This is a genomic window from Falsochrobactrum shanghaiense (assembly GCF_003149535.1).
Taxonomy (GTDB): domain Bacteria; phylum Pseudomonadota; class Alphaproteobacteria; order Rhizobiales; family Rhizobiaceae; genus Brucella; species Brucella shanghaiense.
In genome coordinates, this window is sequence record NZ_QGDB01000002.1 from 322,211 (window position 1) to 347,788 (window position 25,578).

Consider the following 25,578-nt stretch of genomic DNA (forward strand, 5'->3'; position numbering starts at 1 on the left):
GAATTATCCGCCTTACTTAGCAGTCGCAGCTTCGGTGGCCTCGGAGGCAGCGGGATCGTTTTCCGTCAGTTGATCCGGTTTCCACGGCTGGGGATCGACGGTCGCTCCGGGCGCGGTCTTCTGGAAGCCTTCGGCGACCACGCGCTCGCCCTCTTTCAACCCTTGCGTGACAACGACGCGGTCTCCAACATTGCGACCGAGAATGACCTGACGCTGCTCGACCGCGTTGTCGTCATTGACGACCAGCAGACGCGCTGCGCCGCTGGCGTCGCGCTGGACCGCCTGTTGCGGAATGGCGATGGCTGCGGTTTCGATGCCCTGTTCGATGAGAACGCGAACATACATGCCCGGCAGCAGATCGCCGTCAGGGTTGGGGAATTCGCCGCGCAATGTCACCTGTCCGGTGCTGGCATCCACAGCCGCCTCGGAAAACAGCAAACGGCCAATATGCGGATATGCGCTGCCATCATCGAACAACAATTGCACTTCCGCCTCATTGGGACCGGTCATCAACTGGCCGTCCTGCAACGCCTTGCGAAGGCGGATCAGTTCATTGACCGGCTGGGTGAAGTCGGCATAAATCGGATCGAGCTGCTGGATGGTGGCGAGGTTTTCGGAACTGCTGGAACTAACCAGTGCGCCCTCTGTAATCAGCGCGCGCCCGATACGTCCGCTGATTGGGGCAGTGACCTGCGAATAATCCAGATTGAGGCGCGCCTCTGCAAGACCCGCTTCGGCAGCTGCGACTTCCGCTTCCGCCATGGCCTGTTCGGCGATGGCATTATCAAAGCCCTGCTGCGAGGAAACATTCGATTTACGGAGCTGCTCCTGCCTGTGCGCATTCTGGTTGGCCTGAAGCAGTGCAGCCTGGGCGCGGCGCAAGGTTGCTTCCGCGCTATCGACCCTTACCTCAAACGGGCGGGGATCGATGCGATAGAGCACGTCGCCCTTTTCCACTTGTGAGCCTTGCTCGAATACGCGCTCGATAACGATACCGGAAACCCGTGGACGAACTTCGGCAAGGCGCGTGGGCGCTATGCGCCCGGGCAATTGATTGGTGATAGGCAAGGTGGAAGGCGTAACCGTTACGACCCCGACAGCCACTGGCGGGGGTGTTTGCGCTGCCTGGGATTGATCTTCTTTCTGGCAACCGGCAAGGAGGACGACGCCAGCAAGAAAGAGTGCGGTATATCTGAAATTCATTAGTCTTCAATCTCCACGGGAGCGGCTTTGGGTAACATACAGACGAGTATGTATATAGTCGTAAGCTGGACCGCAACTTTAAACTTGGAAGACACAGGAATGTGAAAAGCTGTCTGTGAAGAACGTTTTTATTTGGCAAGCCATTGTTTAAAAACGGAAATAAACCCTTCATACGGCGCGCTTATGCGCATTTTCTCAAACGGGGGAACAAAATTTATATCGCACCGTTTAACTGCCAAGAGCAGCGGCCGTGTCAACCGAACGCGACGGCATGGAAAACATGGGAATTTTTTCGGTTTCTTCCCGTGGCCAACGAAATGGCAGACGAGTTCTTGTCCCGTCCGACCGTTGCTCGCCATATTCGATCAGCGAAATAACCAAGACGGTTTTGGGCGCATGAGCGCCTCGTCTGGTCAATTTTCGTCGATGGATGTATAGTTGACGGATGATACGGGCCTCACCTGTCGACTTATATATCGTCAGATCATGTTGAGAGCCGCGATGCAACGGAGGAAGTTGCCATGAATCAATTTCATGTATTCGCTGGAAGTGAGCCGATAGCCGAATATCCGAATGTAAGGAGAATTCATCCTCGTGATGTACTGGCCGCACTGAGCGAAGGGTTTGAGGATTTTTGGGCAAAGCCCTCACATTACGTATTCCTGTGCCTGATCTATCCGCTGGCCGGGCTGCTTATTACCTATTGGAGTACAAATGCAAACGGGCTGCCCTTGCTGTTTCCGCTGATGTCGGGATTTGCGCTCATCGGTCCATTTGCCGCCATTGGTCTGTATGAAATCAGCCGGCGGCGCGAAATGAACGAGGACACATCCTGGAGCCATGCTTTCGAAGTGTGGCATTCACCATCGGTTCCATCCATTCTGGCAATCGGCGCTTTGCTGGTCGCCGTTTTCATCGCCTGGCTGGTCGTGGCGCAAGCCCTTTATGTCCACCTGTTCGGCCCCGTTCCGCCTGCTTCGCTGTCGGCATTGCTGGATCAGCTTGCAAACACACCGCAGGGACAGCAATTGTTCTGGACGGGCAATGCCATCGGCCTCGGCTTTGCATTGTTCACGCTTTGCACGACGATTGTCGCTTTTCCATTGTTGCTTGACCGGGACGTGGGAGCTGCCGTTGCAATCCAGACATCAGTGCGGGTGTTCTTCCGCAACCCGGTAGAGTGCCTGCTATGGGCTGCGATAGTCGTTGCCTTGCTGGTGGTGGGATTTGCGACATTTCTGGTCGGGCTGGCGATTGTGATACCTGTACTTGGCCACGCCACATGGCATTTCTATCGCAAAACTGTCGAGGCACCACAAAGGCGTTTCACGCTTTCGCAGGAAAGGCTCTAATAGAAACAAAACTGATTGATGAGAAAAAAAGCTTGGAGGCCTCGGCCGGAAGGAACTTAATAAGTGTTCTCAATTGCTTGGGGTGGGGAATTGCCACACTTCGCTTCAACAGTTATCTTTAAATATCAAAGGCCTCTGCCACACCGTGCCACACCTATTCTGGTTCACCGGAGGCCAATAATTTATGTCCTACACCATCCCAATTGATCTTTGCAACGGCGCTTCTTGCCAATCGGGCGCGCTCCGCATTTCGGGTATAGACTTTTGAGGTTTTAGCATCTCTCCAGCCGAACATAGCCTCTAGCATGTTGTCCGTTGCCTCATTGTGGGCCTGATCCGTTGCCAGCCCTTTGCGGACAGAATGAGACGTTAGGTGAGGTAATCCTGCTTGGCGAAACCAGTCTGATATTCTGTTTCCAAGGCCCTTCACCGAAAAAGGCTTTCCGAATTCAGTCTGCAAGTAGGTAAGGCCCGTGATTGTTTGCTGGTCGAGTACGGCAAGTAGGATTGGGTGGATTGGTATCACTATATCAACCGGCGTTCTGTTCCGGTTCTTAAATAAGCGCAGACGGAATTCATCGATCTTCCTGTGCTGTGGGCCAAGCAAGGCCAGATCCGATACCCGTAATCCTGTATACATGCTTATGGACAGGTAACCGGCGTACATACCTGCGTGGCGATGGATGCTACTAATGGCCGAAATGTTCTCGGCATTACTGAGGCGAGCGTCGTTCTCCCGCGTCCGGGTGACACGTACGGGCAGTACGATAATGTCGGTATCTGCGAATCCGGTATGATCGGTGTTCTTCTCGGAGCTAACGTCACCAAGGGCGCAAAGGCCCGCTTCAACACCGCAGATGGCACTTGGACCGGCGCTGCACAGTCCGCCACCGTTGTCACCATCCCCGGCGCTCAGTTCGAGGAAGATGGCACGAGCGGCGCTGTCGGCGCTGTCCGTTATCGCCGTCCGGTTCCTTCTCTCTCTGTTTCGGGGGCTTAATACGGGTCCGTGGCACATTCAGATGCTTGGCGAGTGCACCGGCGCTCATACCAAGAGGAGCTAGGTATTCTTCACGAAGGATTTCACCGGGATGGACCGGGGGGAGTATGCTGGTCATGGCTTCTTTCTTTCAGTGGTAATCGGTTAGGCGGCTATATTCCCAGCAGCTTTATCAAGGGCTTCTTCGGCCCATTGATTAAGGCTCTTGCCGGAAAGCTCAGCGGCGATTGCTGCCTTTCGATGAACGTCTGGGCTGACACGAAACATCATCTTGCCGGAATATGGCTTTTGAGGCTCTTTGCCAACTTTGGCGCAAGTTTCAAGGTAGTCTTCTACGGCTTCATGAAAGGCGGAACGAAGTTCATCGACGCTATCGGCGTGAAAGCCAACTCCATCGCGAATGCCTGCGATCTGGCCGAAAAGAATACCGTCCTCATCGTCATATTCGATACGGGCAGAATAACCCTTGTAGGTCATGACATTACTCATGGCTCAACTCCTAACCTAATCAGAAAGGCGCGGGCAGCGCGGACCTGATACCGTTTCGCTTCTTTAGCAGGGTGCGGGCGGTGAAAGCTTTCTATCTCGCCGTTCATCTCAAAACGGACGCGAGAGCCGTTGCCTTCGATGGCCTGACACCCAACCGCAAGCAGAAGGCTTTCAACAGCCGCCCATTCGATGGTGCCGGACACCGGGTCTTTGAATATGGCGGCGAGTGTCTTTTTCTGCTTGCTATTCATGCTAGCAATATAGACCGATTAAATGAAAATGCAAGCATAAAGCGATAGCACAACAGAGCGCCCTACGAGGATTAAAGCCCATGCGCATATCAGCAAACGAAAGCGATTCTGGCTACACTGAAAACGGCGGGGCTGCTGGGGATGAATGAAATGCCAGATCACGAAAACGATTTGCGCGCCCGCGTCGTCGGGCTGGAACATAGCGTACAGTCAAATAGCCAGCGTCTCACAACAATCGAAACATGGCAGAGACAACGGGAAATTGACAGCGCCCGTAATGATGAAAAGTGGGTAGCGATGGAAGCCCGGATTGATGCGCGGTTTTCAGGGCTGGAAAGCTCAAACAAGAATATTCAATCCACGCTGTCACGAATCAACTGGATGGTTATCGGCGCATTGGTGGCCGCTGTGATGACGTTTATCGTGGCAGGCGGACTGAATAAGATTTGAGGGTTGCAACAAATGGAGAACAAATTAACGCTTCATGTCGCATTCCATGTTGCGCGGATCAGCCAGAGATCATTGTAACTAGTTGTAATTGCAGAGAGTCTATCTGTAACAGACCGCGACATGAATTAGGGCCGAAATATGAGGCCCGTTCGTTACAACTATTTGTATTTGTTGGATAAATTATTGGAGGCCTCGGCCGGAATCGAACCGGCGTGCAAGGATTTGCAGTCCTCTGCGTAACCACTCCGCCACGAGGCCATCCGTCAGAGATGCGCCAAATCAATCTGGCATCTCTCTTGGGCTGTTCCTTATTGATCCCGGCACGCTTCGTCAAGACGTTACCCGTGATCAAAAGGCTTTTCTCCATTGTTTCACAGCTTTGCTGCCCATTACACAAAACTGCCTCCATTTGTGCTCTGCTCGCCATCCTGATTTAAGCATCCGGGTCGCGATCCGTAGGCGTCTGGGTTTGTGCGAGATTGCCTTTCGAGAAAGTGTAGCCCGTTTCCACCGCATGATTGCCAAATTTGCTGCGCAGCCGGTCAATTGCAATTTCAGCGACCGCCCGTTTGGTCGCATGGGCATCGACCAGATCAGGCGGGTCCGCGCGCTCGGCAGATGATAATTCGCTGACGCCGATTCCCAGCAGCCGGAACCGGGTGCCGTCGAGTTCTTTTTCCAGCAATTGAAGGCCGGTGCGAAAAATCCGGTCGGCGAGTTGCGTCGGGTCGGACAATTGACGATTTCGGGTGCGCAGTTTGAAGTCTTTCGTCTTGAGCTTGAGAACGACAGTCCGCCCGGCTATGGCGCCGGCCTTGAGCCGATGCGAAACCTTCTCGGATAAGGCGCGAAGCACCGGCACCAGATCATCTGCTTGCGACAGATCGGTGTTGAATGTGGTTTCGGCAGATATGCTTTTCATGTCGTGGTCAGGCTCGACCTTGCGGCTGTCCTGGCCGCGCGCGAGGCGATAAAGCCGCTGCCCCATCGTGCCATAGGCTTTCATCAGCGCGCCTTCATCCATGGCTTGAAGCTGCCCGATCGTGCGTATGCCGTCGCTTTCCAACCGGGCATTGAAGGACTTTCCGACGCCCCAGATCATGCCCACCGGCTTGTCGCGCAGAAAATCGAGCGCTTCCGCCTGACCAATAACCGAAAAACCGCGCGGCTTTTCCAGATCGGAGGCCATCTTGGCCAGATATTTGCAATAGGACAAGCCGATGGAGATGGTGATGCCGATCTCCTTTTCGACACGCTGCGCAAAGCGGGCCATCACGATTGCGGGCGGCGCACGATGCAGCTTTTCGGTGCCGCGCAAATCCATGAACGCCTCGTCGATGGAGACAGGCTCGACCAGAGGCGTAAGCTCGTGCATCAACTGCCTTACCTCGCGCGCCACGCGGGCATATTTTTCCATATCCGGCTTGATGACCACGGCTTGCGGGCAGGCATCGAGCGCCTTGAACATCGGCATTGCGGACCGCACACCATGGATACGGGCAAGATAGCACGCGGTGGACACGACCCCACGCTTGCCGCCGCCAATAATCAGCGGCTTGTCGCGCAATTCAGGATTATCGCGCTTTTCGACTGAGGCATAAAATGCATCGCAATCCACATGCGCGAGCGACAAGGCGTAGAGCTCCGCATGGCGCGCCAGACGCGGGCTGCCGCAGGTGCGGCAACGCCTCTGTTCCTGCGTTTTCTGCAATGCAAGACAGTCGCGACAAAAGCCCTGCTGCGAATTGTGTGCGGCGAGTTTATCGGCCATGGTAAGGGCGCCATCTTATGAACATAAACGGAACATTTCTTATAGCATCAAATCTGGATAATATTACCAGTGCGGACGCTAACTGTCCTCTGCACACTTGACATTGGCCAGGATTTCACCAAGTCTTATGATATGAACAACCGTTTCGCATCCATACTCCATCGGGTCCAACCGATCACGGGATAGAATCCCTCGAGTCCTGCCAAGCGCAGAGGACTCCGGGGGAAAGGTTGCCGTTTGTTTCAAGCGGAAGTTTAAAAAAGCGCTTTCACCTAAAATTCAATCAAGTGCTTCGGGCCGGAACGGTTGCGAAGGCTCTTATTATTAAAACAGCAGTGAGCTATCGCTATGAGCGTAAAGAATCGCAAGAAGCCGAATATCGTGGTCAGTGAGACTGATTATGAACGCCTGATGGGGCTGGCTGGCAACGTCTCCGAAAAACTGGAGGAGATTGCCGAAGAGCTGATGCTGGAGCTTGACCGTGCAAAGGTCGTGCCCGCCAGGAAATTGCCCGAAAACGTCGTGCACATGGGCTCGATCGTCGAATTTCGCTCCAATGACGGGCAGGAACGCCGCGTCACGCTCGTCTATCCGGGTGAAGCGGATATAGCCCAGGGCAAGGTCTCGATCCTCACGCCAATCGGCACCGCACTCATCGGCCTCATGCCGGGTCAGTCCATCTCATGGACGGCGCGCGATGGCAAATTGCACGAACTCAATGTGCTCAGCGTTTCGAAGGCCGATACCGTGGCGCAGGAAGCCGAAGCCGGAAACGTGGTTGCCTTTGCTGCCAAGCGACCGAGCGCTGACGATGATAAGGACAATGATCCCGGTCCAAGCGCTGCCTGAGCATAAAGTGCAGCATATTCATGAAGCCCGCCCTCTGGCGGGCTTTATTTTTTCGGGGTGCGCCCTAAAGATGATGGTCGGCCCCACCGGGCAAGAGGATGGCGGCTTTTTCAATCGCTGCCGGTTCATGCCCGGTTTCTTCGCAAAAGCGCAGCAATGTCGGCTCATGGCCGAGATAAAATTGCAGCACTCCGGCCAGAAAGCCCGGCTCGCGGGCGGCTGCACGAATCGATGATGCCTCGATGCCGGTGAGGGCAAGAAAACGCTCCAGCAGGTCCTTGTCCTGTGCAAGCCATGCCAATCCGGCAACGGCAAGGTTTTCCGCATCGGCCTGGCTCATGGATGGCTTCATGGGCTTTTCTCCGTTTTCTGCCTGAACATGACCGGTGTGTAGTGGTGCGTATCGCTCACGACAACGGAATATTTGCCTTTCGTCAATTAAATGCGCTTAAACTGAATGCAGTAATTTATAATGCGCCGGAAAGCGGAAAATACGGGCCAGGAATATTCGATGACCAAAAGAGTGATGATCGTCGAGGACAACGAACTCAATATGAAGTTGTTCCGCGATCTTATCGAAGCCAGCGGATATGAGACGATCAGGACGCGGAGCGGGCTTGAAGCGCTGGATCTCGCCCGCGAGCATCGCCCCGATCTGATCCTGATGGATATTCAGCTTCCGGAGGTTTCGGGGCTGGAAGTAACGAAATGGCTCAAGGATGACGAGGAGCTGCGTCATATTCCGGTCATCGCGGTCACGGCTTTCGCGATGAAGGGCGATGAGGAACGCATCAGGCAGGGCGGCTGCGAAGCCTATATATCCAAGCCGATTTCGGTGCCGCGCTTCATCGAAACAATAAAATCCTATCTGGGGGACGCCTGATCATACAGGCGTGGCGTGTGGGGGCAGGCAATCATGACCGCGAGAATTCTTGTCGTTGACGATGTGGATTCCAATGTAAAGCTGCTCGAAGCGCTTCTCCTGCAGGAATATTATGAGGTCGTGAAGGCCTATAATGGTGCCGAGGCCATCGAAATCTGCCTGGGCGGCCAGATCGACATCGTCATCCTCGATATATTGATGCCGGGGATGGATGGGTTCGAGGTTTGCAGCCGCCTGAAAAACGACCCGCGCACAAGCAATGTTCCGGTCGTGATCCTCACTTCGCTCCACAGGCCGGAAGACAGGATCAAGGGACTTGAGGCGGGGGCGGACGATTTCATGTCGAAGCCCGTCAACGATCTTCAGCTTCTGTCGCGCATCAAGAGCATTGCGCGGCTCAAAATGGTTTCCGACGAATTGTTCCAGCGTGCAGGCACGGTGGCCGACAGTCAGGTCGAGACGCTTCTTGCGAGAAAGCTTTCCGGCCGCTTTGGGGGCGGCGATGATGCGGCGCGCATTCTCGTTGTCAACGAGGATGAACTGGAGGCGGCACGCCTGCGCGTGCTGCTTGGCGAGGAATATTTCGTCGATGTCGCCCATGACGCCAATACGACGCTTATAAGGGCCATAGAGAATGATTATGACAGTATTGTCATATGCGCGGCTTTCAGCGACTATGATCCGCTGCGGTTGTGCTCGCAATTGCGCACGATCGAGCGCACGCGGCTTATCCCGATCATCCTGATCGTCAATGAGGATGAGGGATCGCTGGTGGTCCGGGCGCTGGAACTGGGCGTGAATGATTATGTGATGCGGCCGCTCGAAAAGCTCGAACTTTTCGCGCGTCTGCGCACCCAGATCAAGCGTAAATGCTATAATGATCTCTTGCGGCAAAGCCTGCACCAGACCATTACCATGGCGGTGACCGACAGCCTGACAGGATTGCACAATCGCCGCTATCTCGACACGCATCTGCCAATATTGTTCTCGCGCGCGACGGGACGCGAAAGGCCCTTATCGGTGGTCATGATCGATTTTGATTATTTCAAGAGGATCAATGACGAGTATGGCCATGATGCAGGTGATGATGTGCTGCGCGAATTCTCGGCAAGGCTGCGCAAGAATATCCGCAATATGGATGTCATGTGCCGCTATGGCGGAGAGGAATTTGCCCTTGTCCTGCCCGATACCGATATTCAGGCAGCAGCGGCGGTGGCGGAACGCATCCGCGAGGCCGTGGCGGAGAAGGCGTTTTCGATTTCCGGCGGAAAACAGGCCGTTCACATGACCATCAGCGTGGGCATCGCCACCCTGCGGCTGATGGGCGACAGCACGGAAGCGCTTTTTGCCCGAACGGATGCAGCCCTTTATGAAGCCAAGAAAAACGGACGCAACCGCGTGGTCCTGTCGGCGGCATAGAGCATTTCCAGCAAAAGTGTGAAACGCCTCCGCAGGGAAATCAGTTCACCGGACTGATTTCTTTTCCTGCTCCGATGCGTCCGGATAATGCGTAAAACTAAATAGATAGAGCTGTTCTTACGAAAAACGCCGCCTCGAAAGAGACGGCGCTTTATGAATTCCACCAATTGCAATTGGCGGCGGAAACGAATTACTTGATCTTCGTTTCCTTGAACTCGACGTGCTTGCGCGCAACCGGGTCGTATTTTGTCTTTGTCATTTTTTCCGTCATCGTGCGGCTGTTCTTCTTCGTAACGTAGAAGAAGCCGGTGTCAGCGGTCGACAAAAGCTTGATCTTGATCGTCGTAGCCTTGGCCATATCGAAATACCTGCTCTTTCATGATTAAACCGCTGCGAGTCCGACTGTCAGCCGGAAGCGGAAATTCGGCGCGACACTACGGATTGAGGGCGAAAAGTCAACCCTGCTTCTTCTTTTGCAGCAATCTAATCGCTGCAAAGAGCGCATATGCCGCAAAAAATATGCCGAGCGTCAGCGGAAAGCCTTCAGGCCCCATAATGTCCATGCCCACACCGACGGCCTGAGGCCCTGCCAGCATGCCGATGGCATAGCAGAAAACGAAGGCGGCATTGGCGGAGGCCAGTTCGCGCCCGGTGAGCTGTGAACCCAGATGAGCGAGGCCAACCGTATAAAGGCCCGCCACGACACCGCCCCATAAGAACAGCACGCCCGCGATCAGATACCAGTTTTCCATCAGGTGGGGCAGCACCAGCATGCCGATGAGACCGGTTACGGCGCAAAAGAGCAGCAGCTTGCGCCGGTCCGCGATGCGATCGCTGATGATTCCCAAGGGAATCTGCATCAGCACATTGCCCAGGCCGATCATGGTGAGCAGCAGGGCGGCGTCGGCCTCTGGATAATTCATCCTTGCGCCAAATACCGGAAAGAGCGCGAACCCGCCCGTTTCCACCGCCCCAAATACGAAGACGGCCATGGTCGCCGTGGGGACCGCAAAGATGAACGGCAGGAAGGGGACATGCTCGCCTTCTTCAAAGTCGGGGCTGTCGCGCCACGCCAGCAGCACCGGAATAATTGCGATCAGGATGATGGCAAAGCCGATGAAGAAAGGAAGTCCGCCTGCGCTGCCAATGCGCGAAAACAGCCATGGCCCCAGCGCGAAGCCCAGCGAAAGCGATGTGGAATAAATGCCGAGCACGAGGCCGCGTCTTTCGGGCGGCGCGGAAGCATTGATCCAGTATTCGGACAGGACGAAGAGCGCGGTCAGCGCGAAGTGCAGGACGATTCGCAAGGCGAACCAGGCCGTCAGGGATTGACAGTAATGAAAGCCCAGAAAAGCAATGCTGCCGACGAGCAGCATCAAGACGATGGCGCGCGCGACGCCCAGTCTTGCAGCTATCGGCGATGCCAGCGGAGCTGCAATAATCGAGGCAAGACCGGCTGCCGCCGTATTGGCGCCGATCAGGCTTGCCGAATATCCGCGGCCCTCAAGCAAGACGCTCAGAAGCGGAATACCAAGGCCGATGGCCACACCGACAGCGGAGATTGTTGCAATGGCGGCTGCCAGCGAGCGCCAATGCGTCTGCCCCTCTTTTGGCTCGCCTGACTGATCGAAGGGAGCCGTCTGGCCGGAGGAAATTTTATCATTCATGGGGTCAGATCACTTCGCGGACAAAGCAGCCTTGCCGCTCGACCAGATGTACCACGGGCAGGAGCGAGGGCAACTCTGCGCCGGTGAGCAGGCTTTTTGCTTCGCAAAGCACAGCCCGCGTAATGTCGGCGACTTCCAGTCGGTCCACATCATCAATTGCCACCCAGTCCAACTCCTCAAGCTCTCCGCTTGGCGCGAGCTTTTGTGTTTCAAGACCCGGCAGGCTGTCGCGAAAAGCGATGAAGAAACGCGTATCGTAACGGCGGACATGTCCGGGAGGCGTGATCGCCCGAGCGAAATAACGAAGCTCTCCAAGCGCAGGCAACATCCCATTTTCAAGAAATGCACACCAATCGTCATTATCAGGCAATATTATGGTCTTTGATGACGCTCGTGCGACGCGCAACCCGGTTTCCTCAAAAGTTTCGCGGATGGCGGAAAGCCCGATCGCCCGCGCGCGCAGCACTGATGCCTGCGTGCCCATGCCGGAGAGAAGCTTTTCTATGTCGCTGTCATGCAATTCACTTGCGGCAGCTATCTCGCCGTCTGCCGGATCGGTGCGACCGCCGGGAAAGACAAACTTGCCCGGCATGAAAACAAGGCGGGGATGACGCCTGCCCATCAGAATACGCGTTTGCGCTCCCTTGCGATCGACAAGCAGCAGGGAGGCTGCGTCGAACGGGCGCACCGCCGCGTTGCGAGCCTCGCTGGCTGAGCGGGAATGGTCGGGCATGGCTGCTACCGCTTACGTGACGTCGCCGTAATCGCCCTCGCTATGGCCTCCGAAACCATGCATGAAAAGTGCCCATTGCAGCCCGATGGTTGCGCCCTTGATGGGCTGTAGCAACAAGAGCGCCAGAATGAGCGTCAGCGGTCCCCAGATCGCCATATGCGCCCAGAGCGACAGGGTTGTCGATGCTTCCACGCCCATGAAGGCACCGATGACGATGTGACCAACGACGACGATGGTGAGATAGGCGGGAAGGTCATCGGCCCGCTGGGGCGTGTAGTCTTCCCCGCAAACCGAACAATGGGCCACGGGCTTGACGAAAGCACGAAACAGCTTGCCTTCGCCGCAGTTGGGGCAGCGGCATCTGAAGCCTCGCCGCATGGCCAGGCCCAGGGAACGGGTCGGACGGGCGGGGTTCTGGTTCTCTCCCCCGAAAACCTGAATATGACGTTCTGCGGAATTGGCTTCCAGCGTGCTCATCGGCGTTCTCGTCTTTTATGGCGGGGCGTTCCCGCCGGTTTACCCTTATAACCGCGCATTCCCCGCCTTGCCTTGTGAAACGATTGCGTCGTCATGGGCAGGGCGTGCGGTTCGGACACCATCTCGAAACGAAGCGATCCGGCAATCGGCAGTGCTTCCACAAGCCTTACCGTAACCGTATCGCCAAGGCGGAAGCCCATACCGCTCCGTTCTCCGGCGATTGCATGGTTCGCCTCATCATAGAGATAGTATTCATCGCCCAAAGTCGAAATAGGCACAAGCCCATCTGCGCTATATGTCGCAAGGGAGACGAAAAGTCCCGCTCTGGTGACGCCTGTAACGCGGCCTTCATATTCATTGCCGACATGGGCGGCAAGAAAATGCGCGATGAGACGGTCTACCGTTTCACGCTCGGCGAGCATGGCGCGGCGCTCGGCTGAAGAAATCTGCACCGAAATTTCTTCAAGCTGCGCTTCCTCGTCGCCCGTCAGCCCGTCGCTTCCCAGATCGAGCGCCTTGATCAGCGCGCGATGCACGATCAGGTCGGCATAGCGGCGGATGGGCGAGGTAAAATGCGCATAACGGCGCAGATGCAGGCCGAAATGGCCGATATTCTGCGGGTTATACTCGGCCTGGCTCTGTGTGCGCAGGACCACCTGATTGACCAGTTCCTGATGATCGGTGCCTTCGACAGCTTCCAGAATGCGGTTGAATTGCCGCGGCTGCAATTCGGCCCCTTTTGCAAGGCTGAGGTCGAGCGTGCGCAGAAACTCGCGCAAGGTTTCCTGCTTGGCGAGCGCCGGTGCATCGTGAATGCGGAAGATCAGCGGCTGGCGGCGCGATTCGAGGGTTTCGGCAGCGGACACGTTCGCCTGAATCATGAATTCCTCGATGAGCTTATGCGCATCGAGCCGTTCGGGAACGATAACCTTGTCGACCTTGCCCTCGGAATCGAGAAGGATTTTCTTCTCGGGCAGGTCAAGCTCCAGCGGCTCACGCGCATCGCGTCCCCGCTTGAGCGCGCCATAGGCATTCCAAAGGGGCCTGAGAATGCTTTCAAGGATCGGTGCGGTTTTTTCGTCGGTCGCGCCATCGATTGCCGCCTGCGCCTGACCATAGGCGAGGCGCGCCGATGATCGCATCATGATGCGATGGAATTTATGCGATTTCTTGTGGCCCTGTGCATCGAAAATCATGCGCACGGCAAGGGCAGGGCGGTCTTCCTCTTGGCGCAGCGAACATAGATCGTTGGAGATGCGTTCGGGCAGCATCGGCACGACGCGATCCGGGAAATAGACCGAATTGCCGCGCTTCAATGCTTCACGGTCGAGCGCTGAATTGGGGCGCACATAGGCTGCGACATCGGCTATGGCGACCACGACGATATGGCCATCCGGGTTTTGCGGATCGGGATCGGGCGCAGCATGGACTGCATCGTCAAAATCTTTGGCGTCAGCCGGATCGATGGTGATAAGCGGAATGTCACGCCAGTCTTCACGGCCATCCAGTGATGCAGGGGGCGCTGTTTCCGCTTCACGAAGGGCTTCTTCGGGGAAAACATGCGGGATTTCATGCTCGTGAATGGCAATCATCGACAGCGCTTTTTCACTATCGATGGAGCCTATGATCTGCTGCACTTTTCCGCTTGGCAGGCCATGGCGGCGTGCGGAGGTGAGTTCGACTTCGACCAGATCGCCGCTTTCCGCTTTCATAAGCGATGAGGGGTCAAGTTGCACTTCCGGCTGCTTGCGGTTCACAGGCTCCAGCCGCCATTCGCCATTGCCAAGCTTGCGCAAAACGCCAAGCACCAGATTGCTGGCCTGATCGAGAAGCTTGATGACGCGGGCTGAATAATCCGGCCCTTCATTATCCTTGTTGCGGAAAATCTTGGCCAGCACACGATCGCCGACGCCGACCGCCGGGCCGTTTTCGGATTTGTTAAGGCGGGTGCGGCGGATGGCGACCACAGGCGGCTTGCCATGTTCCGCTTCGTCCCATTCGGAAGGCCGCGCCACAAGGCCGCCGTCATTGTCGCGGCCCGTAACGCTCAGGACTGCGATGGGCGGCAGGGTGCCTGCGCGCGAAAGCTTGCGCGCCCGCTTTTCAACAAGGCCTTCATCGGCGAGTTCACGCAGCAGGTCCTTGAGATAGACCCGCGCGTCGCCCTTGATGTTGAAGGCCTTGGCCAGTTCCCGCTTGCCGGCACGGTCGGGATTTTCCTCGATGAATTTGAGGACTTCCTCGCGCGTGGGCAAAAAGGCGGTTGCACCGCCTCCAGATGCCTCTTTCGACTTTGCCGAGGCTGCACGCCGCTCGGTCCGTGCGGACCTTCCGGTATCGGATTTGGGAAAACGGCGTGCCAATTCTTACTCCTCTGCCGCTTTCGCCTTGCTCTTCGCCTTGGCTGCGGGCTTCTTTGCGGCGGGTTTTTTCGCTGTCGTCTTTTTTGCAGCGCTCGCGGACTTTGCAGCGGTCTTGCGCGCAGGCGATTTCTTGGCCTTTGCGCTGCCCGCTTTTTCGGTAATCAGCGCCAGCGCTTCCTCAAGCGTGACGCTGGCCGGGTCCTTGCCCTTGGGCAGCGTGGCATTCACCTTGCCCCAATTGACATAGGGACCATAGCGCCCGTCGCGCACGGTAATCGACCCGCCATCGGGATGGTCGCCAAGCGTGGCCAATGCCGCAGGCGTCGAGCGTCCGCGTCCCGGCCCCTTGGACTGCTTGTCGGCGAGCACGGCAACGGCGCGGTTGATCCCGACCGAAAATACCTCATCGACATTTTCGAGATTGGCGAAAGTGCCGTCATGGCTGACATAGGGGCCATAGCGCCCGATGGAAGCCGAAATCATCTTGCCCGTTTCAGGATGCTGGCCGACATCGCGCGGCAGCGACAGCAGCGCCATCGCCTTTTCATGGTCGAGCATGTCGGGTGTCCAGCCCTTGGGCAGGCTCGCGCGCTTGGCTTCCTTGCCTTCGCCGCGCTGGACATAGGGGCCGAAACGCCCGGTGCGCAAGGTTATGTCTTCATCGGTGAAGGGATCCTTGCCAAGCGACTTTGGCTCGTCCGAGGCGGCTACATCGCCATTGCCTTCACCGCCAAGCTGGCGCGTGAACTTGCATTCGGGGTAGTTGGAGCAGCCGACAAAGGCGCCATAGCGGCCAAGCTTCAATGATAATTGGCCGTTGCCGCAGACGGGGCAGGAGCGTGGATCGCTGCCGTCACCACGATCGGGAAAGGCCAGCGGTGCGAGTTCTTCATTGAGCGCGTCGAGAACATTGGTGACGCGCAATTCCTTGATGTCGTCGACAGAGCCGGAAAAATCGCGCCAGAAGTCGCGCAGCACGTCTTTCCATAGAAGCTTGCCATCGGAAATCAGGTCGAGCTTTTCTTCCAGATCGGCCGTGAAATCATATTCTACATAGCGCTTGAAGAAGCTTTCAAGAAATGACGTGACCAGCCGTCCCTTGGGTTCGGGAATGAGCTTACGCTTGTCGATGCTGATATAGTCGCGGTCGCGCAATGTCGCCAGCGTCGCGGCATAGGTGGAAGGACGGCCAATGCCCAGTTCTTCCATCTTCTTGATGAGCGAAGCTTCCGAATAACGCGGCGGCGGCTCGGTCGAATGCTGCGTCGCATCGATTTTTTCACGCGCAAGTTCCTCGCCGGAACGGATTTCCGGCAGCTTCGCGCTGTCCTCGTCGTCGTCTTCTTCCTCGCGATGGTCGATATAGGCGGCAAGGAAGCCGTCGAATTTCGTCACCGACCCATTGGCACGCAGCATGGCCGACTTTGCACCGTTGAGAGCTTCGATGTCTGCCGTTGTGCGCTCGACGTCGGCCGCCTGCATCTGGCTGGCGATTGCACGCTTCCAGATAAGTTCGTAAAGCCGCGCTTGATCCTCATCGAGATAGCGGCGCACTTCCTTGGGATGGCGTGAAAAATCGGTGGGGCGGATGGCTTCGTGCGCTTCCTGCGCATTCTTGGCCTTGCTCGAATAATAGCGCGGCTTTTCCGGCACATATTGCGCGCCGAAAGTCTTTGCGATGGCATCGCGCGCGGCATTGATGGCTTCGGGCGCCATCTGCACACCGTCTGTACGCATATAGGTGATGAGACCAGCCGTCTCGCCGCCGATGTCCACACCTTCATAAAGACGCTGCGCGACCTGCATGGTGCGCGAGGCGGAAAAGCCGAGCTGGCCCGATGCCGCCTGTTGCAGCGTCGAGGTGGTGAAGGGCGGGCCGGGATTGCGCTTGGTGGGCTTTGCCTCGACCGAAACGGCTTTGAAGCTCGCGCCTTCCAGCATGGTGCGGATGGCGGTCGCCTGTTCGGCGTTCTTGATGTCGAGCTTGCCGAGCTTCTTGCCGTCGAGCGCGGTCAGGCGCGCAGTGAAATTGTCATTGCGCGGTGTTTTGAGCAGCGTTGCAATATTCCAGTATTCCTCGCGGATAAAGCGCTCGATCTCCGACTCGCGGTCGCAGACGAGGCGAAGCGCCACCGATTGCACGCGCCCGGCGGAACGTGCGCCGGGCAGCTTGCGCCACAAAACCGGCGACAGGGTGAAGCCGACGAGATAGTCGAGCGCACGGCGGGCGAGATAGGCATCAACCAGCGGCTCATCGATGTCGCGCGGGTTGGCGATGGCGTCGAGGACGGCCTTCTTAGTGATGGCGTTGAAAGCCACGCGCTTGACCGTCTTGCCCTTGAGCGCCTTTTTCTGGTTGAGCACTTCCAGCACATGCCATGAAATGGCTTCACCTTCGCGATCCGGGTCGGTTGCAAGAAAAAGGCCGTCGCTGTCCTTCAGCGCCTTGATAATATCGGCAAGGCGTTTGGAAGAGTTGCCGTCTACTTCCCACGACATGGCGAAATCTTCATCGGGCCGGACAGAGCCGTCCTTGGCTGGCAAATCTCGCACGTGACCGAACGAGGCCAGAACCTTATAGTCGGGTCCGAGATATTTATTGATGGTTTTGGCCTTGGCAGGCGATTCGACAACGACGACGTTCATTCAAGCAATCCAGATTCGCGACCTGTCAGGATGAAATATCCTTTGTCGCGTACAATTAGTTGCCTTCCACATGAACAGCGGGGGGCGTTTGGTCAAGAGCGGGGCAGCAAATTTCCCGTAAATACAACTAAAGATTGATATTATGGCATAGATAACCAATGGTAGTATCGCAGCAATCTGCGTTCCAAAAGGCGGCGCAGACGGGGGAACCGGAATAGAGGCTGTTTCTAAAGATGAGGGGCCGTTAGAAATTGCGGAGTGCGACGATGGATCAGAAACAGGCAACGCAAAAGGAGACGCTCGCCTATATCGAAGAATTGCTTGAAGAACTGGTCAAGCTGGCGAAAACGACCGACAGCAATTTGCTTGTTTACATGATCGACATGGCATTGCAGGAAGCGCGGGATAGCGTCAGCGCCTGCGGCGCGCGCAATACTCATAAAATGGAGTGATGCTGTGCTTCGCTGTCGGTCGGAACGAGGGCGACCTGATTGCCGGGATAGCGCAGTAACCTGCCTGCAAGGTCCAGTTCCAGCAGGATGAGCTGCGCGGTATTGGCGTTGATACCAGTATAACGGACAAGAGAATCGACGTCGGTGGGCGTGGGGCCAAGTGCATCCACGATCAGATCGCGGTCCCGATCATCGGTATGTGCTTGGAGGGAGGCCGGTGCCTCATCGAGCTGCGCCAGCAGATCGGATTGCGACGGCTTATCAAGGATTTCTCCTGTCGGCATCAAGGGTTCAAGCGCTTCGATGACGTCACCGGCATTGGTTACGAGCGTCGCCCCCTGCTTGAGCAGGGCATTGGTTCCGCGTGCCCGCGGATCGAGCGGCGAGCCGGGAACGGCAAATACGATACGGCCCATTTCCCCCGCCATTCGCGCGCTGATGAGCGAGCCGGAGCGTTCCGCCGCCTCCACGACGATCAGGCCAAGCGACAGGCCGGCAATGATGCGGTTGCGGCGGGGAAAATCGCGGGCGCGCGGCTCGGCTCCCATGGGCATTTCAGTAATCAGCGCACCGCCATGTTCGGGAATGGCGCGATAGATCGGCAGGTTTTCTGCCGGATAGGGCCGGTCGAGACCGCCAGCGAGCACCGCCACGGTGCCGCTTGCCATGCTGGCCTTGTGGGCGGCAGCATCAATCCCGCGTGCAAGCCCCGAAACAACCGCAAGGCCCGCATCTCCCAGATCATGCGCCAGTTTCTCGGTAAAGCGCGCGCCGATTACTGAAGCATTACGCGAGCCGACGATGGCGACGGGGGGCTTGCGGAACACATTGGTATCGCCCTTGACGATAACCAGAGGCGGCGGTGCTTCGCAGTTCTTCAATTGCTGCGGATAATCCGGCTCGCCCATGCCGATCAGGCGCGCGCCCATGCGCTCGATGGCTTCCATTTCGCGTTCGGCATCTTCCAGCGGCGCTACGCGGATGGGCCGGGCGCTGCCGCCGCGAATATTGAGTTCGGGCAATCTTTCAATCGCATTGGCGGCGGAGCCACAAAAGAGAATCAGATCGCGAAAGGTGGCGGCACCAATATTCTCGGTGCGAATAAGGCGCAGCCAGTTGAGCCGCTGGTGATCGGAAAGGCGAATTCCCGTCTGTGAATTCGCACCGATCTTCATCCCTTGGCTCCGATCCTGCTTTCGGTGCCGTTGAGAAGCCGGGCAATATTGGCGCGATGCTTGATAAAGACGATCACGGTCAATACCGCAAACAGCATCGCAATCGGGTAATCTCCCCTTACATAAAGGGCAATGGGCACGATCACGCTGGCCACCAGCGCTGAAAGCGAGGAATAGCGTGTCAGAAGGGCGGTAATGATCCATGCCGCCGCGAAAACCAGCGCGCCCTGCCAGGCAAGGCCGAGCAGAATGCCAAGATAGGTTGCGACACCCTTGCCGCCCCTGAAGCCAATCCAGACCGGGAAGAGATGACCGATGAAAGCGCCGAAACCGGCGGCGATGGCAGCATTTTCGCCATAGCGCGCAGCAATCAGCACCGCGACGGTGCCTTTGAGCATATCCAGCAGCAGCGTTGCGGCGGCAAGTTTCTTGTTGCCGGTGCGCAGCACGTTGGTTGCGCCGATATTGCCCGAGCCGATTGCGCGCACATCGCCCAGACCCGCAAGCCGGGTCAGGATCAGTCCGAAGGGGATGGAGCCGAGAATATAGCCGAAAAGCAGTGAAGCGGCGGCAAGCATACTGAACAATTCCGTTCCGGCCATCTAATTCCCCTTTGACTATCCAGCCGAATAAACGGTCTTGCCCGCGACTATAGTGCGCACGACCCGTCCCTGAAAGCGTGCGCCTTCAAAGCAGCTGTTTTTTGAGCGCGAATGCAGATCTTCTTCGCGCACGACCCATGGCTCATCCATATCTACAACGGCAAGATCAGCCCTTGCGCCGGGTTTGAGTGTTCCCGCTTCAAGGCTGAAAATGCGCGCGGGCGCGGTGGAGAGCACATCCACCAGACGCAGCAGCGGAATGGTTTCGTTGTGATAAAGACGCAAGGCCGCTGCCAGCAGTGTTTCAAGACCGATCGCGCCAGCTTCCGCATCGGCGAATGGCAGGCGTTTGGTGTCGACGTCCTGCGGATCGTGTGCGGAAACGACAATATCGATGGTGCCGTTCCTGACTGCCTCGACCATGGCAAGGCGATCTTCCTCGCTGCGCAGAGGCGGCGAGAGGCGGAAGAAGGTGCGGAATTCGCCAATGTCGTTTTCGTTGAGCGAGAGGTGATTGATCGAAACACCGGCGGTAACTTTGGTTCCGCCATCTTTTGCGCGGCGCATAGCATCCGCCGACATGGCGCAGGAAAGCTGGGCTGCGTGGTAGCGGCTGTTGGTGAGGGCTGCCAGACGCAGATCGCGCTCAAGCGGGATGACTTCCGCTTCGCGCGGGCTTCCCGAAAGCCCGAGCCAGCTTGCAAACAGCCCCTCGTTCATCACGCCATTGGCGCCCAGATAAGGATCGCGGGTTTCGCAGGCGATAACCGCGTCGAAATCGCGGGCATAGGTCAATGCGCGCCGCATCAGCTGCGTATTGGCGATGGTGTTGCGGCCTTCGGTGAAGGCAACGGCCCCTGCGTCGCGCAAAAGGCCGATTTCGGTCATTTCCTCGCCATGCAGGCCCCTGGTGATGGCGGCTGCGGGGTGAACATTGACGATGGCCGTGTCGCGCGCGGTGCGCTTGACGAATTCCACCAGCGCCACATCGTCGATTACCGGATCGGTATCCGGCATCATGATGATGGAAGTGACGCCGCCTGCTGCCGCGGCACGGCTGGCGGAAGCGATGGTCTCGCGGTGTTCGGCACCCGGTTCACCAATGAAAACGCGCGAATCGACCAGTCCGGGCAGAATGGCCATGCCGTTCAGATCGACGATTTCAGCGCCTTCCGGTGCCCCCTGATTGCGGGCATCCGCGCCGCTGGCGACGATCCTGCCATCGGCAACCAGCAGGCTGCCATTTTCATCAAGACCGCGCGACGGATCGACAATGCGGGCGTTTTCAAACAGGATCGTGTTCATGCCTGTTCTCCTTCGCGACCGGGATTGCGTCGCGGATCGAGCAGCGCTTCCATGACGGCCATGCGTACGGCCACGCCCATTTCGACCTGGCTCTGGATCACGCTTTGCGGACCGTCTGCCACGTCGGAGGCGATCTCGACGCCGCGATTCATTGGTCCCGGATGCATGACAAGCGCATCGGGCCTGGCGTATTTGAGTTTTTCATTGTCGAGGCCATAGAAGTGGAAATATTCACGCACCGAAGGCACGAAAGCGCCAGCCATTCGTTCGCGCTGAAGGCGGAGCATCATGACGACATCGGCGTCCTTGAGCCCTTCCTCCATGGTGTTGTAGACTTCGACGCTCATATCGGCGATGCCCGATGGCAGCAGCGTGGAGGGGGCTACGACCCGCACACGCGCGCCAAGCGCGTTGAGCAGCAATATGTTGGAGCGCGCGACGCGGGAGTGAAGCACATCGCCGCAGATCGCAACGATCAGGTTTTCGATCTGGCCCTTGGCGCGGCGAATGGTCAAAGCGTCGAGCAAGGCCTGCGTGGGATGCTCATGCGCGCCATCACCTGCATTGACCACTGAGCAGCCGACCTTTTGTGCAAGCAGTGCAGCGGCACCGGCAGACGCATGGCGAATGACCAGAATATCGGGCTGCATAGCATTGAGCGTCATGGCCGTATCGATCAGCGTTTCGCCCTTCTTTACCGATGAATTGCCGACCGACATGTTCATCACATCCGCGCCGAGCCGTTTTCCGGCCAGTTCGAACGAAGACTGTGTTCGCGTCGATGCTTCAAAGAAAAGGTTGATCTGTGTGCGGCCGCGCAGCACGGACTTTTTCTTTTCAGACTGTCGGGAGACAGCGACTTCCTGATCGGCAAGATCGAGCAGGCAAAGAATGTCCAGAGGCGATAGCCCCTTGATGCCAAGCAGGTGGCGATGAGGAAAAAGCGGAGAGGCCGGTTGTTTTGTCATGGCAAGTCATCCGTATAAGGCCGGGAAAGCGGGACCGCAACCGCCCTTATAATGGCTTTGACCGATTCCAAAAGAAAAACCTGTGGTCTTGTGGATATAAATACCTCAATGAGGGAGAATTTTAGGAAATAAAGGGCAAAAAGCTTAAGGTAAACCGAGTCAAACCAACGGATGAGCCTGTGAAAACGCACGAAGTCACCAACCAGACCCCGCCGATGACGGGCACAAATGCTTATCTGGGCGATCCGCTTCTGATGCAGATTTCTGCGCGCTTTCCTAAGGAATTGCACGCGGATCTGGAGCAGACCGGCCGTTTCGTCTTGTCGCCTGAGGCGCAGGATCTCGCGCGGCTGGCCAATACGGAACTGCCGAAACTGCGCACCCATGACCGACAGGGCAGGCGCGCCGATCTGGTGGATTATCACCCCGCCTATCATGCCCTGATGCGCCGTTCGACCGCGCAGGGGCTGCATTCCTCGATATGGGAAGCCAATCCGGCCGAGGCAGGACGCCGCCATCAGGCGCGCGCCGCACGTTTTTATCTGATGGCCCAGCTTGAGGCGGGGCATCTTTGCCCGCTCACCATGACCAATGCCTCGCTTGCCGCGATCATGGCGGCACCTGAACTCTACGAGAAATGGTCGCCGCTTATTCTGTCGCGCAAATATGATTCCTCGCAAAAGCCAGCGCTGAACAAGCAGGGCATCACGCTCGGCATGGGCATGACCGAAAAGCAGGGCGGCACCGATGTTCGCGCCAACACCACAAAGGCGGTCCGCAACGATGACGGCAGCTATAGTATAACTGGCCATAAATGGTTCATGTCCGCGCCGATGTCCGATGCGTTTCTGGTGCTGGCGCAAGCGGAAGAGGGGCTTTCGTGCTTTTTGCTGCCGCGCCTGAGCATCGAGGGTGCGGGAAACGGCTTTATGTTCCAGCGCCTCAAGGACAAGCTCGGCAACCGCTCGAATGCCTCGGCGGAAGTCGAATTCGGCGGGGCCATCGGCCATATGGTCGGAAACCCCGGCGAAGGCGTAAAAACGATCATGGATATGGTGACGCTGACGCGGCTCGATTGCGCGGTCGCCTCTGCCGGGCTGATGCGCTCCGGCCTTGCCGAAGCTGTTCATCATAGCCGCCACCGGCAGGTTTCAGATAAAGCGTTGATCGAACAGCCGCTGATGAGCCGGGTTCTGGCGGATATGGCGCTGGATGTGGCTGCTGCCACGGCGCTTTCCATGCGGCTTGCGCGCGCATTCGATATGGCGGCAAGCGACCGCGCTGAAGCGGCCTTTGCGCGCGCTATGACGCCGGTGGTCAAATATTGGGTCTGCAAGATCGCACCTGCACTGCTTTACGAGGCCATGGAGTGTCTTGGCGGCAATGGCTATATCGAAGACGGCAATCTTGCGCGTGCTTATCGCGAAGCGCCCGTCAATGCGATCTGGGAAGGCTCCGGCAATGTCATGGCGCTGGATGTGGCGCGCGTGCTCTCGCGTGCGCCTGCGCTTTTCGATGAGGTGCTGGACTGGATCAGCGTGCAGCTTGGCGTGCGCGGGCAGGGCACGATCGATGTGTTGCAGGCGGCATTGCATCTGACCGAAACCGATCAGGGCATGGCGCGGCTTCTGACCGAGCAGCTGGCCTTTGCCGCCGCTGCCGCCGAATTGCGCAATCTGGGGGCTGACGATATTGCCGATGCCTTTATCGACACCCGGCTTGGCGGGCAATGGCGCACGACCTATGGCATGCTCGATGCGCGCCACGATGCCAGCCGGTTGCTGGAACTGCTTTATCCGGCATCGTGATCGTCGTTCCGGCGCAGCATGTGCAGCCGGTCGAGCGCGCCCTGAAGGATGAAGGCGGCGGCAGCCGAATCGATGCGTTCGGCCCGCTTGCCGCGCGAGACATCCATGCCGATCAGCGCGCGTTCGGCGGCAACGGTCGAAAGCCGCTCGTCCCAGAAGACGAAGGGAAGGTCGGTCAAAGGCTGCATGGTGCGCACGAAAGCGCGCGTTGCCTGAACGCGCGGACCCGCGCTGCCATCCATATTCATCGGCAGGCCGATAATGATGGCGCCCACATTATCGGCTTGCAGGGCTTTAAGCAGCACCTGAGCGTCGATGGTGAACTTGACCCGCTTGATGACGGGACGCGGATGGGCGAAGGACAGGCCGAGATCGGACACGGCCAGCCCGATTGTCTTCGTGCCGAGATCCAGCCCGGCGATGGTCTGTCCGGGTTGCAAAATCTGTGCAATGTCTTCTATTTCAATAACGGCCATTCATCCTCACCGGCTTTTTAAGCCCGTTGCTGTTGCCTTCTTTCTTATCGGCGTCATATCTGTTCGCAAACCTGAAATCGAGACCAGAGGAAGAACTTATGAAAATCACCTGGCTGGGCCATGCCGCCTTTCGCGTTGAAACTGCGAATGCGGTTATCCTCATCGATCCTTTTCTCAATGGCAATCCCGGCGCCAAGGGCATCGATTTTGCTCAAGCGACAAAGGGCGTTACGCATATTGCCCTGACGCATGGCCATGGCGATCATGTCGGCGATACGGTTGCCATTGCGAGGGAAAGCGGCGCAACCGTCATCGCCAATGCCGATCTGGCAAGCTGGCTTGGCAGTCAGGGCGTGGAAAAGGTCGATCCGGGCAATACCGGCGGCACGATTGCCCATGACGGCTTCACGATCACCTTTGTCAATGCGCTGCATTCTTCCGCCATGCTGACCGAAAACGGCGTTTCGCAGGCGCTGGGCAATCCGAACGGACTGGTGTTTCATTTCGATGATGCGCCAACGCTTTATCACATGGGCGATACCGATATTTTCTCGGATATGGCGCTGATCAACGAATTGCATCAGCCGGAAATCGGCATCGTGCCGATCGGTGATCGCTTCACCATGGGCGGGGCGGTGGCAGCACTTGCCTGCCAGCGCTATTTCCGGTTCAAGGCCGTGCTGCCCTGCCATTATGGATCGTTCCCGATTATCGATCAGACAGCGGAGCATTTTATCGCAGGCATGGCCGATCATTCGGAAACGAAGGTAATTGCTGATCCGGCTGGCACGGTTCACAGCTTCTGAACAGCTTAAAATGTTGCGCTTGCACAGCCGCGCCGTTATAGCCGGTAACAAGGAAACTTCGGGGCGGCGGTGCGTCGCCCGTCATGATTATTGCGGAGAACAGGATGTCCGTCGACCTTTCCACCGTCAAGCGCGTCGCGCATCTGGCGCGCATTGCGGTCAGCGAAGAAGCTGCCGAGCGTATGACAGGTGAACTCAATGCAATTCTGGGCTTTGTCGAGCAATTGAACGAAGTCGATGTCGAGGGTGTCGAGCCGATGACATCCGTTACGCCGATGAAGATGCGCCTGCGCGAAGATGCGGTTACGGACGGCAATATTGCCGACGCCATCGTCGCCAATGCGCCGGTTACGGAAGAAAATTTCTTCGTGGTGCCGAAGGTCGTCGAATAGGACCCTTTGAACCCGCTACGAAAAACGCCCTTTGTTTTGCT

27 protein-coding genes, 1 tRNA gene and 1 pseudogene are annotated in these 25,578 nt (G+C 57.3%); 10 read left to right on the forward strand and 19 right to left on the reverse strand.

Going from position 1 to position 25,578, the window contains the following annotated elements:
* Positions 1–12 precede the first annotated feature (12 nt).
* Complete coding sequence (locus DKP76_RS05395; protein ID WP_109705428.1) at positions 13–1,203, reverse strand: efflux RND transporter periplasmic adaptor subunit; 1,191 nt, start codon at positions 1,201–1,203, stop codon at positions 13–15.
* Positions 1,204–1,724: 521 nt separating this feature from the next.
* Between DKP76_RS05395 and DKP76_RS05400 the strand changes: the two genes are divergently transcribed.
* Positions 1,725–2,555, forward strand: coding sequence for a DUF2189 domain-containing protein (locus DKP76_RS05400; RefSeq protein WP_109705429.1), 831 nt, complete (start codon positions 1,725–1,727; stop codon positions 2,553–2,555).
* A 154-nt stretch (positions 2,556–2,709) separates the two neighbouring features.
* Here DKP76_RS05400 and DKP76_RS19805 read toward each other — a convergent pair whose 3' ends face one another.
* The gene (locus tag DKP76_RS19805) at positions 2,710–3,222 is read right to left on the reverse strand and encodes a tyrosine-type recombinase/integrase (RefSeq protein WP_158279418.1); all 513 of its coding nucleotides are present in this window, start codon (positions 3,220–3,222) and stop codon (positions 2,710–2,712) included.
* A gap of 12 nt (positions 3,223–3,234) precedes the next feature.
* Here DKP76_RS19805 and DKP76_RS19810 point away from each other — a divergent pair, with 12 nt between their 5' ends.
* The gene (locus tag DKP76_RS19810; RefSeq protein ID WP_199224754.1) at positions 3,235–3,555 is read left to right on the forward strand and encodes a structural cement protein Gp24; all 321 of its coding nucleotides are present in this window, start codon (positions 3,235–3,237) and stop codon (positions 3,553–3,555) included.
* Here the strand turns inward: DKP76_RS19810 and DKP76_RS19585 are convergent.
* The 3 genes and pseudogenes from DKP76_RS19585 to DKP76_RS05420 all read right to left on the reverse strand — a co-directional run.
* Positions 3,551–3,673, reverse strand: a pseudogene (locus DKP76_RS19585) (helix-turn-helix transcriptional regulator); the annotation flags it as partial. The gene DKP76_RS19810 and the pseudogene DKP76_RS19585 overlap by 5 nt on opposite strands.
* A gap of 26 nt (positions 3,674–3,699) precedes the next feature.
* Positions 3,700–4,044, reverse strand: a complete 345-nt coding sequence (locus DKP76_RS05415) for a type II toxin-antitoxin system HicB family antitoxin (protein WP_109705431.1) — start codon at positions 4,042–4,044, stop codon at positions 3,700–3,702.
* Positions 4,041–4,295: a type II toxin-antitoxin system HicA family toxin gene (locus DKP76_RS05420; protein WP_109705432.1), complete on the reverse strand. Its 255-nt coding sequence runs from the start codon at positions 4,293–4,295 to the stop codon at positions 4,041–4,043. Before DKP76_RS05420 ends, DKP76_RS05415 begins: the two co-directional genes overlap by 4 nt.
* Before the next feature lie 150 nt (positions 4,296–4,445).
* On the opposite strand from DKP76_RS05420, the gene DKP76_RS05425 reads away from it, so the two are divergent.
* The gene (locus DKP76_RS05425) at positions 4,446–4,745 is read left to right on the forward strand and encodes a hypothetical protein (RefSeq protein WP_146198905.1); all 300 of its coding nucleotides are present in this window, start codon (positions 4,446–4,448) and stop codon (positions 4,743–4,745) included.
* A gap of 184 nt (positions 4,746–4,929) precedes the next feature.
* Here DKP76_RS05425 and DKP76_RS05430 read toward each other — a convergent pair.
* Positions 4,930–5,003, reverse strand: a tRNA-Cys gene (locus DKP76_RS05430).
* Positions 5,004–5,178: 175 nt separating this feature from the next.
* The gene (locus DKP76_RS05435) at positions 5,179–6,516 is read right to left on the reverse strand and encodes a DNA polymerase IV (protein WP_109705434.1); all 1,338 of its coding nucleotides are present in this window, start codon (positions 6,514–6,516) and stop codon (positions 5,179–5,181) included.
* Positions 6,517–6,864: 348 nt separating this feature from the next.
* On the opposite strand from DKP76_RS05435, the gene rnk reads away from it, so the two are divergent.
* Positions 6,865–7,365 (forward strand): nucleoside diphosphate kinase regulator, encoded by a 501-nt coding sequence (rnk, locus tag DKP76_RS05440; protein ID WP_109705435.1) that lies wholly within the window; start codon positions 6,865–6,867, stop codon positions 7,363–7,365.
* Positions 7,366–7,429: 64 nt separating this feature from the next.
* On the opposite strand, the gene DKP76_RS05445 is transcribed toward rnk, so the two are convergent.
* On the reverse strand, positions 7,430–7,717 hold the full coding sequence (locus DKP76_RS05445; protein ID WP_109705436.1) for a DUF3572 domain-containing protein: 288 nt from the start codon (positions 7,715–7,717) through the stop codon (positions 7,430–7,432).
* 159 nt (positions 7,718–7,876) lie between these two features.
* Between DKP76_RS05445 and DKP76_RS05450 the strand changes: the two genes are divergently transcribed.
* Both DKP76_RS05450 and DKP76_RS05455 read left to right on the forward strand, forming a co-directional pair.
* Positions 7,877–8,248 carry a response regulator gene (locus DKP76_RS05450; RefSeq protein WP_109705849.1) on the forward strand — a complete coding sequence of 124 codons (372 nt, stop codon included), beginning with the start codon at positions 7,877–7,879 and terminating at the stop codon, positions 8,246–8,248.
* A 33-nt stretch (positions 8,249–8,281) separates the two neighbouring features.
* Positions 8,282–9,667, forward strand: coding sequence for a PleD family two-component system response regulator (locus DKP76_RS05455; RefSeq protein ID WP_109705437.1), 1,386 nt, complete (start codon positions 8,282–8,284; stop codon positions 9,665–9,667).
* Between the two features lie 190 nt (positions 9,668–9,857).
* On the opposite strand, the gene rpmG is transcribed toward DKP76_RS05455, so the two are convergent.
* The 6 genes from rpmG to topA all read right to left on the reverse strand — a co-directional run bounded on the left by rpmG (position 9,858) and on the right by topA (position 17,553).
* Entirely contained in the window at positions 9,858–10,025 is a 168-nt protein-coding gene (gene rpmG, locus DKP76_RS05460; protein ID WP_109705438.1) for a 50S ribosomal protein L33, read from the reverse strand.
* Positions 10,026–10,122: 97 nt separating this feature from the next.
* Complete coding sequence (locus tag DKP76_RS05465; protein ID WP_109705439.1) at positions 10,123–11,334, reverse strand: MFS transporter; 1,212 nt, start codon at positions 11,332–11,334, stop codon at positions 10,123–10,125.
* Between the two features lie 4 nt (positions 11,335–11,338).
* The gene (locus DKP76_RS05470) at positions 11,339–12,067 is read right to left on the reverse strand and encodes an NUDIX hydrolase (protein WP_109705440.1); all 729 of its coding nucleotides are present in this window, start codon (positions 12,065–12,067) and stop codon (positions 11,339–11,341) included.
* Between the two features lie 12 nt (positions 12,068–12,079).
* Complete coding sequence (locus tag DKP76_RS05475) at positions 12,080–12,544, reverse strand: DUF983 domain-containing protein (protein ID WP_109705441.1); 465 nt, start codon at positions 12,542–12,544, stop codon at positions 12,080–12,082.
* Positions 12,541–14,907, reverse strand: coding sequence for a ribonuclease R (rnr, locus tag DKP76_RS05480; protein WP_109705442.1), 2,367 nt, complete (start codon positions 14,905–14,907; stop codon positions 12,541–12,543). Before rnr ends, DKP76_RS05475 begins: the two co-directional genes overlap by 4 nt.
* Before the next feature lie 3 nt (positions 14,908–14,910).
* Positions 14,911–17,553 (reverse strand): type I DNA topoisomerase, encoded by a 2,643-nt coding sequence (gene topA, locus DKP76_RS05485; RefSeq protein ID WP_109705443.1) that lies wholly within the window; start codon positions 17,551–17,553, stop codon positions 14,911–14,913.
* Positions 17,554–17,819: 266 nt separating this feature from the next.
* On the opposite strand from topA, the gene DKP76_RS05490 reads away from it, so the two are divergent.
* Entirely contained in the window at positions 17,820–18,005 is a 186-nt protein-coding gene (locus DKP76_RS05490; protein ID WP_109705444.1) for a hypothetical protein, read from the forward strand.
* Here DKP76_RS05490 and dprA read toward each other — a convergent pair.
* Genes dprA through DKP76_RS05510 form a run of 4 tightly spaced genes read right to left on the reverse strand, consistent with a single transcriptional unit; the run spans position 17,990 to position 22,055 of the window.
* Positions 17,990–19,180 (reverse strand): DNA-processing protein DprA, encoded by a 1,191-nt coding sequence (gene dprA / locus DKP76_RS05495; protein ID WP_109705445.1) that lies wholly within the window; start codon positions 19,178–19,180, stop codon positions 17,990–17,992. The genes DKP76_RS05490 and dprA overlap by 16 nt on opposite strands.
* The gene (plsY, locus tag DKP76_RS05500; protein ID WP_109705446.1) at positions 19,177–19,782 is read right to left on the reverse strand and encodes a glycerol-3-phosphate 1-O-acyltransferase PlsY; all 606 of its coding nucleotides are present in this window, start codon (positions 19,780–19,782) and stop codon (positions 19,177–19,179) included. The genes dprA and plsY overlap by 4 nt, the downstream gene beginning before the upstream one ends.
* Before the next feature lie 15 nt (positions 19,783–19,797).
* On the reverse strand, positions 19,798–21,087 hold the full coding sequence (locus DKP76_RS05505) for a dihydroorotase (RefSeq protein WP_109705447.1): 1,290 nt from the start codon (positions 21,085–21,087) through the stop codon (positions 19,798–19,800).
* On the reverse strand, positions 21,084–22,055 hold the full coding sequence (locus DKP76_RS05510) for an aspartate carbamoyltransferase catalytic subunit (RefSeq protein WP_109705448.1): 972 nt from the start codon (positions 22,053–22,055) through the stop codon (positions 21,084–21,086). Before DKP76_RS05510 ends, DKP76_RS05505 begins: the two co-directional genes overlap by 4 nt.
* Before the next feature lie 179 nt (positions 22,056–22,234).
* Between DKP76_RS05510 and DKP76_RS05515 the strand changes: the two genes are divergently transcribed.
* The gene (locus tag DKP76_RS05515; RefSeq protein ID WP_109705449.1) at positions 22,235–23,863 is read left to right on the forward strand and encodes an acyl-CoA dehydrogenase family protein; all 1,629 of its coding nucleotides are present in this window, start codon (positions 22,235–22,237) and stop codon (positions 23,861–23,863) included.
* Here DKP76_RS05515 and ruvX read toward each other — a convergent pair.
* A complete protein-coding gene (gene ruvX / locus DKP76_RS05520) occupies positions 23,848–24,339 on the reverse strand; it encodes a Holliday junction resolvase RuvX (RefSeq protein WP_109705450.1) in 492 nt (163 codons plus the stop codon). The genes DKP76_RS05515 and ruvX overlap by 16 nt on opposite strands.
* Positions 24,340–24,437: 98 nt before the next feature.
* Here ruvX and DKP76_RS05525 point away from each other — a divergent pair, with 98 nt between their 5' ends.
* Together DKP76_RS05525 and gatC are read left to right on the forward strand one after the other, a co-directional pair.
* Positions 24,438–25,145, forward strand: a complete 708-nt coding sequence (locus tag DKP76_RS05525) for a metal-dependent hydrolase (RefSeq protein ID WP_109705451.1) — start codon at positions 24,438–24,440, stop codon at positions 25,143–25,145.
* A gap of 104 nt (positions 25,146–25,249) precedes the next feature.
* A complete protein-coding gene (gatC, locus tag DKP76_RS05530; RefSeq protein ID WP_109705850.1) occupies positions 25,250–25,537 on the forward strand; it encodes an Asp-tRNA(Asn)/Glu-tRNA(Gln) amidotransferase subunit GatC in 288 nt (95 codons plus the stop codon).
* Positions 25,538–25,578: the final 41 nt, after the last annotated feature.

Bases quoted from the DNA above. Each gene is read 5' to 3' on its own strand.
- DKP76_RS05395 (WP_109705428.1), bottom strand. From the start codon at position 1,203: ATGAATTTCAGATATACCGCACTCTTTCTTGCTGGCGTCGTCCTCCTT.
- DKP76_RS05445 (WP_109705436.1), bottom strand. From the start codon at position 7,717: ATGAAGCCATCCATGAGCCAGGCCGATGCGGAAAACCTTGCCGTTGCC.
- DKP76_RS05415 (WP_109705431.1), bottom strand. From the start codon at position 4,044: ATGAGTAATGTCATGACCTACAAGGGTTATTCTGCCCGTATCGAATAT.
- DKP76_RS05470 (WP_109705440.1), bottom strand. From the start codon at position 12,067: ATGCCCGACCATTCCCGCTCAGCCAGCGAGGCTCGCAACGCGGCGGTG.
- rnk (WP_109705435.1), top strand. From the start codon at position 6,865: ATGAGCGTAAAGAATCGCAAGAAGCCGAATATCGTGGTCAGTGAGACT.
- plsY (WP_109705446.1), bottom strand. From the start codon at position 19,782: ATGGCCGGAACGGAATTGTTCAGTATGCTTGCCGCCGCTTCACTGCTT.
- rpmG (WP_109705438.1), bottom strand. From the start codon at position 10,025: ATGGCCAAGGCTACGACGATCAAGATCAAGCTTTTGTCGACCGCTGAC.
- DKP76_RS05450 (WP_109705849.1), top strand. From the start codon at position 7,877: ATGACCAAAAGAGTGATGATCGTCGAGGACAACGAACTCAATATGAAG.
- DKP76_RS05525 (WP_109705451.1), top strand. From the start codon at position 24,438: ATGAAAATCACCTGGCTGGGCCATGCCGCCTTTCGCGTTGAAACTGCG.
- DKP76_RS05475 (WP_109705441.1), bottom strand. From the start codon at position 12,544: ATGAGCACGCTGGAAGCCAATTCCGCAGAACGTCATATTCAGGTTTTC.
- gatC (WP_109705850.1), top strand. From the start codon at position 25,250: ATGTCCGTCGACCTTTCCACCGTCAAGCGCGTCGCGCATCTGGCGCGC.
- topA (WP_109705443.1), bottom strand. From the start codon at position 17,553: ATGAACGTCGTCGTTGTCGAATCGCCTGCCAAGGCCAAAACCATCAAT.
- DKP76_RS05505 (WP_109705447.1), bottom strand. From the start codon at position 21,087: ATGAACACGATCCTGTTTGAAAACGCCCGCATTGTCGATCCGTCGCGC.
- DKP76_RS05465 (WP_109705439.1), bottom strand. From the start codon at position 11,334: ATGAATGATAAAATTTCCTCCGGCCAGACGGCTCCCTTCGATCAGTCA.
- DKP76_RS19810 (WP_199224754.1), top strand. From the start codon at position 3,235: ATGGATGCTACTAATGGCCGAAATGTTCTCGGCATTACTGAGGCGAGC.
- DKP76_RS05400 (WP_109705429.1), top strand. From the start codon at position 1,725: ATGAATCAATTTCATGTATTCGCTGGAAGTGAGCCGATAGCCGAATAT.
- DKP76_RS05435 (WP_109705434.1), bottom strand. From the start codon at position 6,516: ATGGCCGATAAACTCGCCGCACACAATTCGCAGCAGGGCTTTTGTCGC.
- DKP76_RS05425 (WP_146198905.1), top strand. From the start codon at position 4,446: ATGCCAGATCACGAAAACGATTTGCGCGCCCGCGTCGTCGGGCTGGAA.
- DKP76_RS05420 (WP_109705432.1), bottom strand. From the start codon at position 4,295: ATGAATAGCAAGCAGAAAAAGACACTCGCCGCCATATTCAAAGACCCG.
- dprA (WP_109705445.1), bottom strand. From the start codon at position 19,180: ATGAAGATCGGTGCGAATTCACAGACGGGAATTCGCCTTTCCGATCAC.
- DKP76_RS05455 (WP_109705437.1), top strand. From the start codon at position 8,282: ATGACCGCGAGAATTCTTGTCGTTGACGATGTGGATTCCAATGTAAAG.
- DKP76_RS05490 (WP_109705444.1), top strand. From the start codon at position 17,820: ATGGATCAGAAACAGGCAACGCAAAAGGAGACGCTCGCCTATATCGAA.
- ruvX (WP_109705450.1), bottom strand. From the start codon at position 24,339: ATGGCCGTTATTGAAATAGAAGACATTGCACAGATTTTGCAACCCGGA.
- DKP76_RS19805 (WP_158279418.1), bottom strand. From the start codon at position 3,222: ATGTACGCCGGTTACCTGTCCATAAGCATGTATACAGGATTACGGGTA.
- DKP76_RS05510 (WP_109705448.1), bottom strand. From the start codon at position 22,055: ATGACAAAACAACCGGCCTCTCCGCTTTTTCCTCATCGCCACCTGCTT.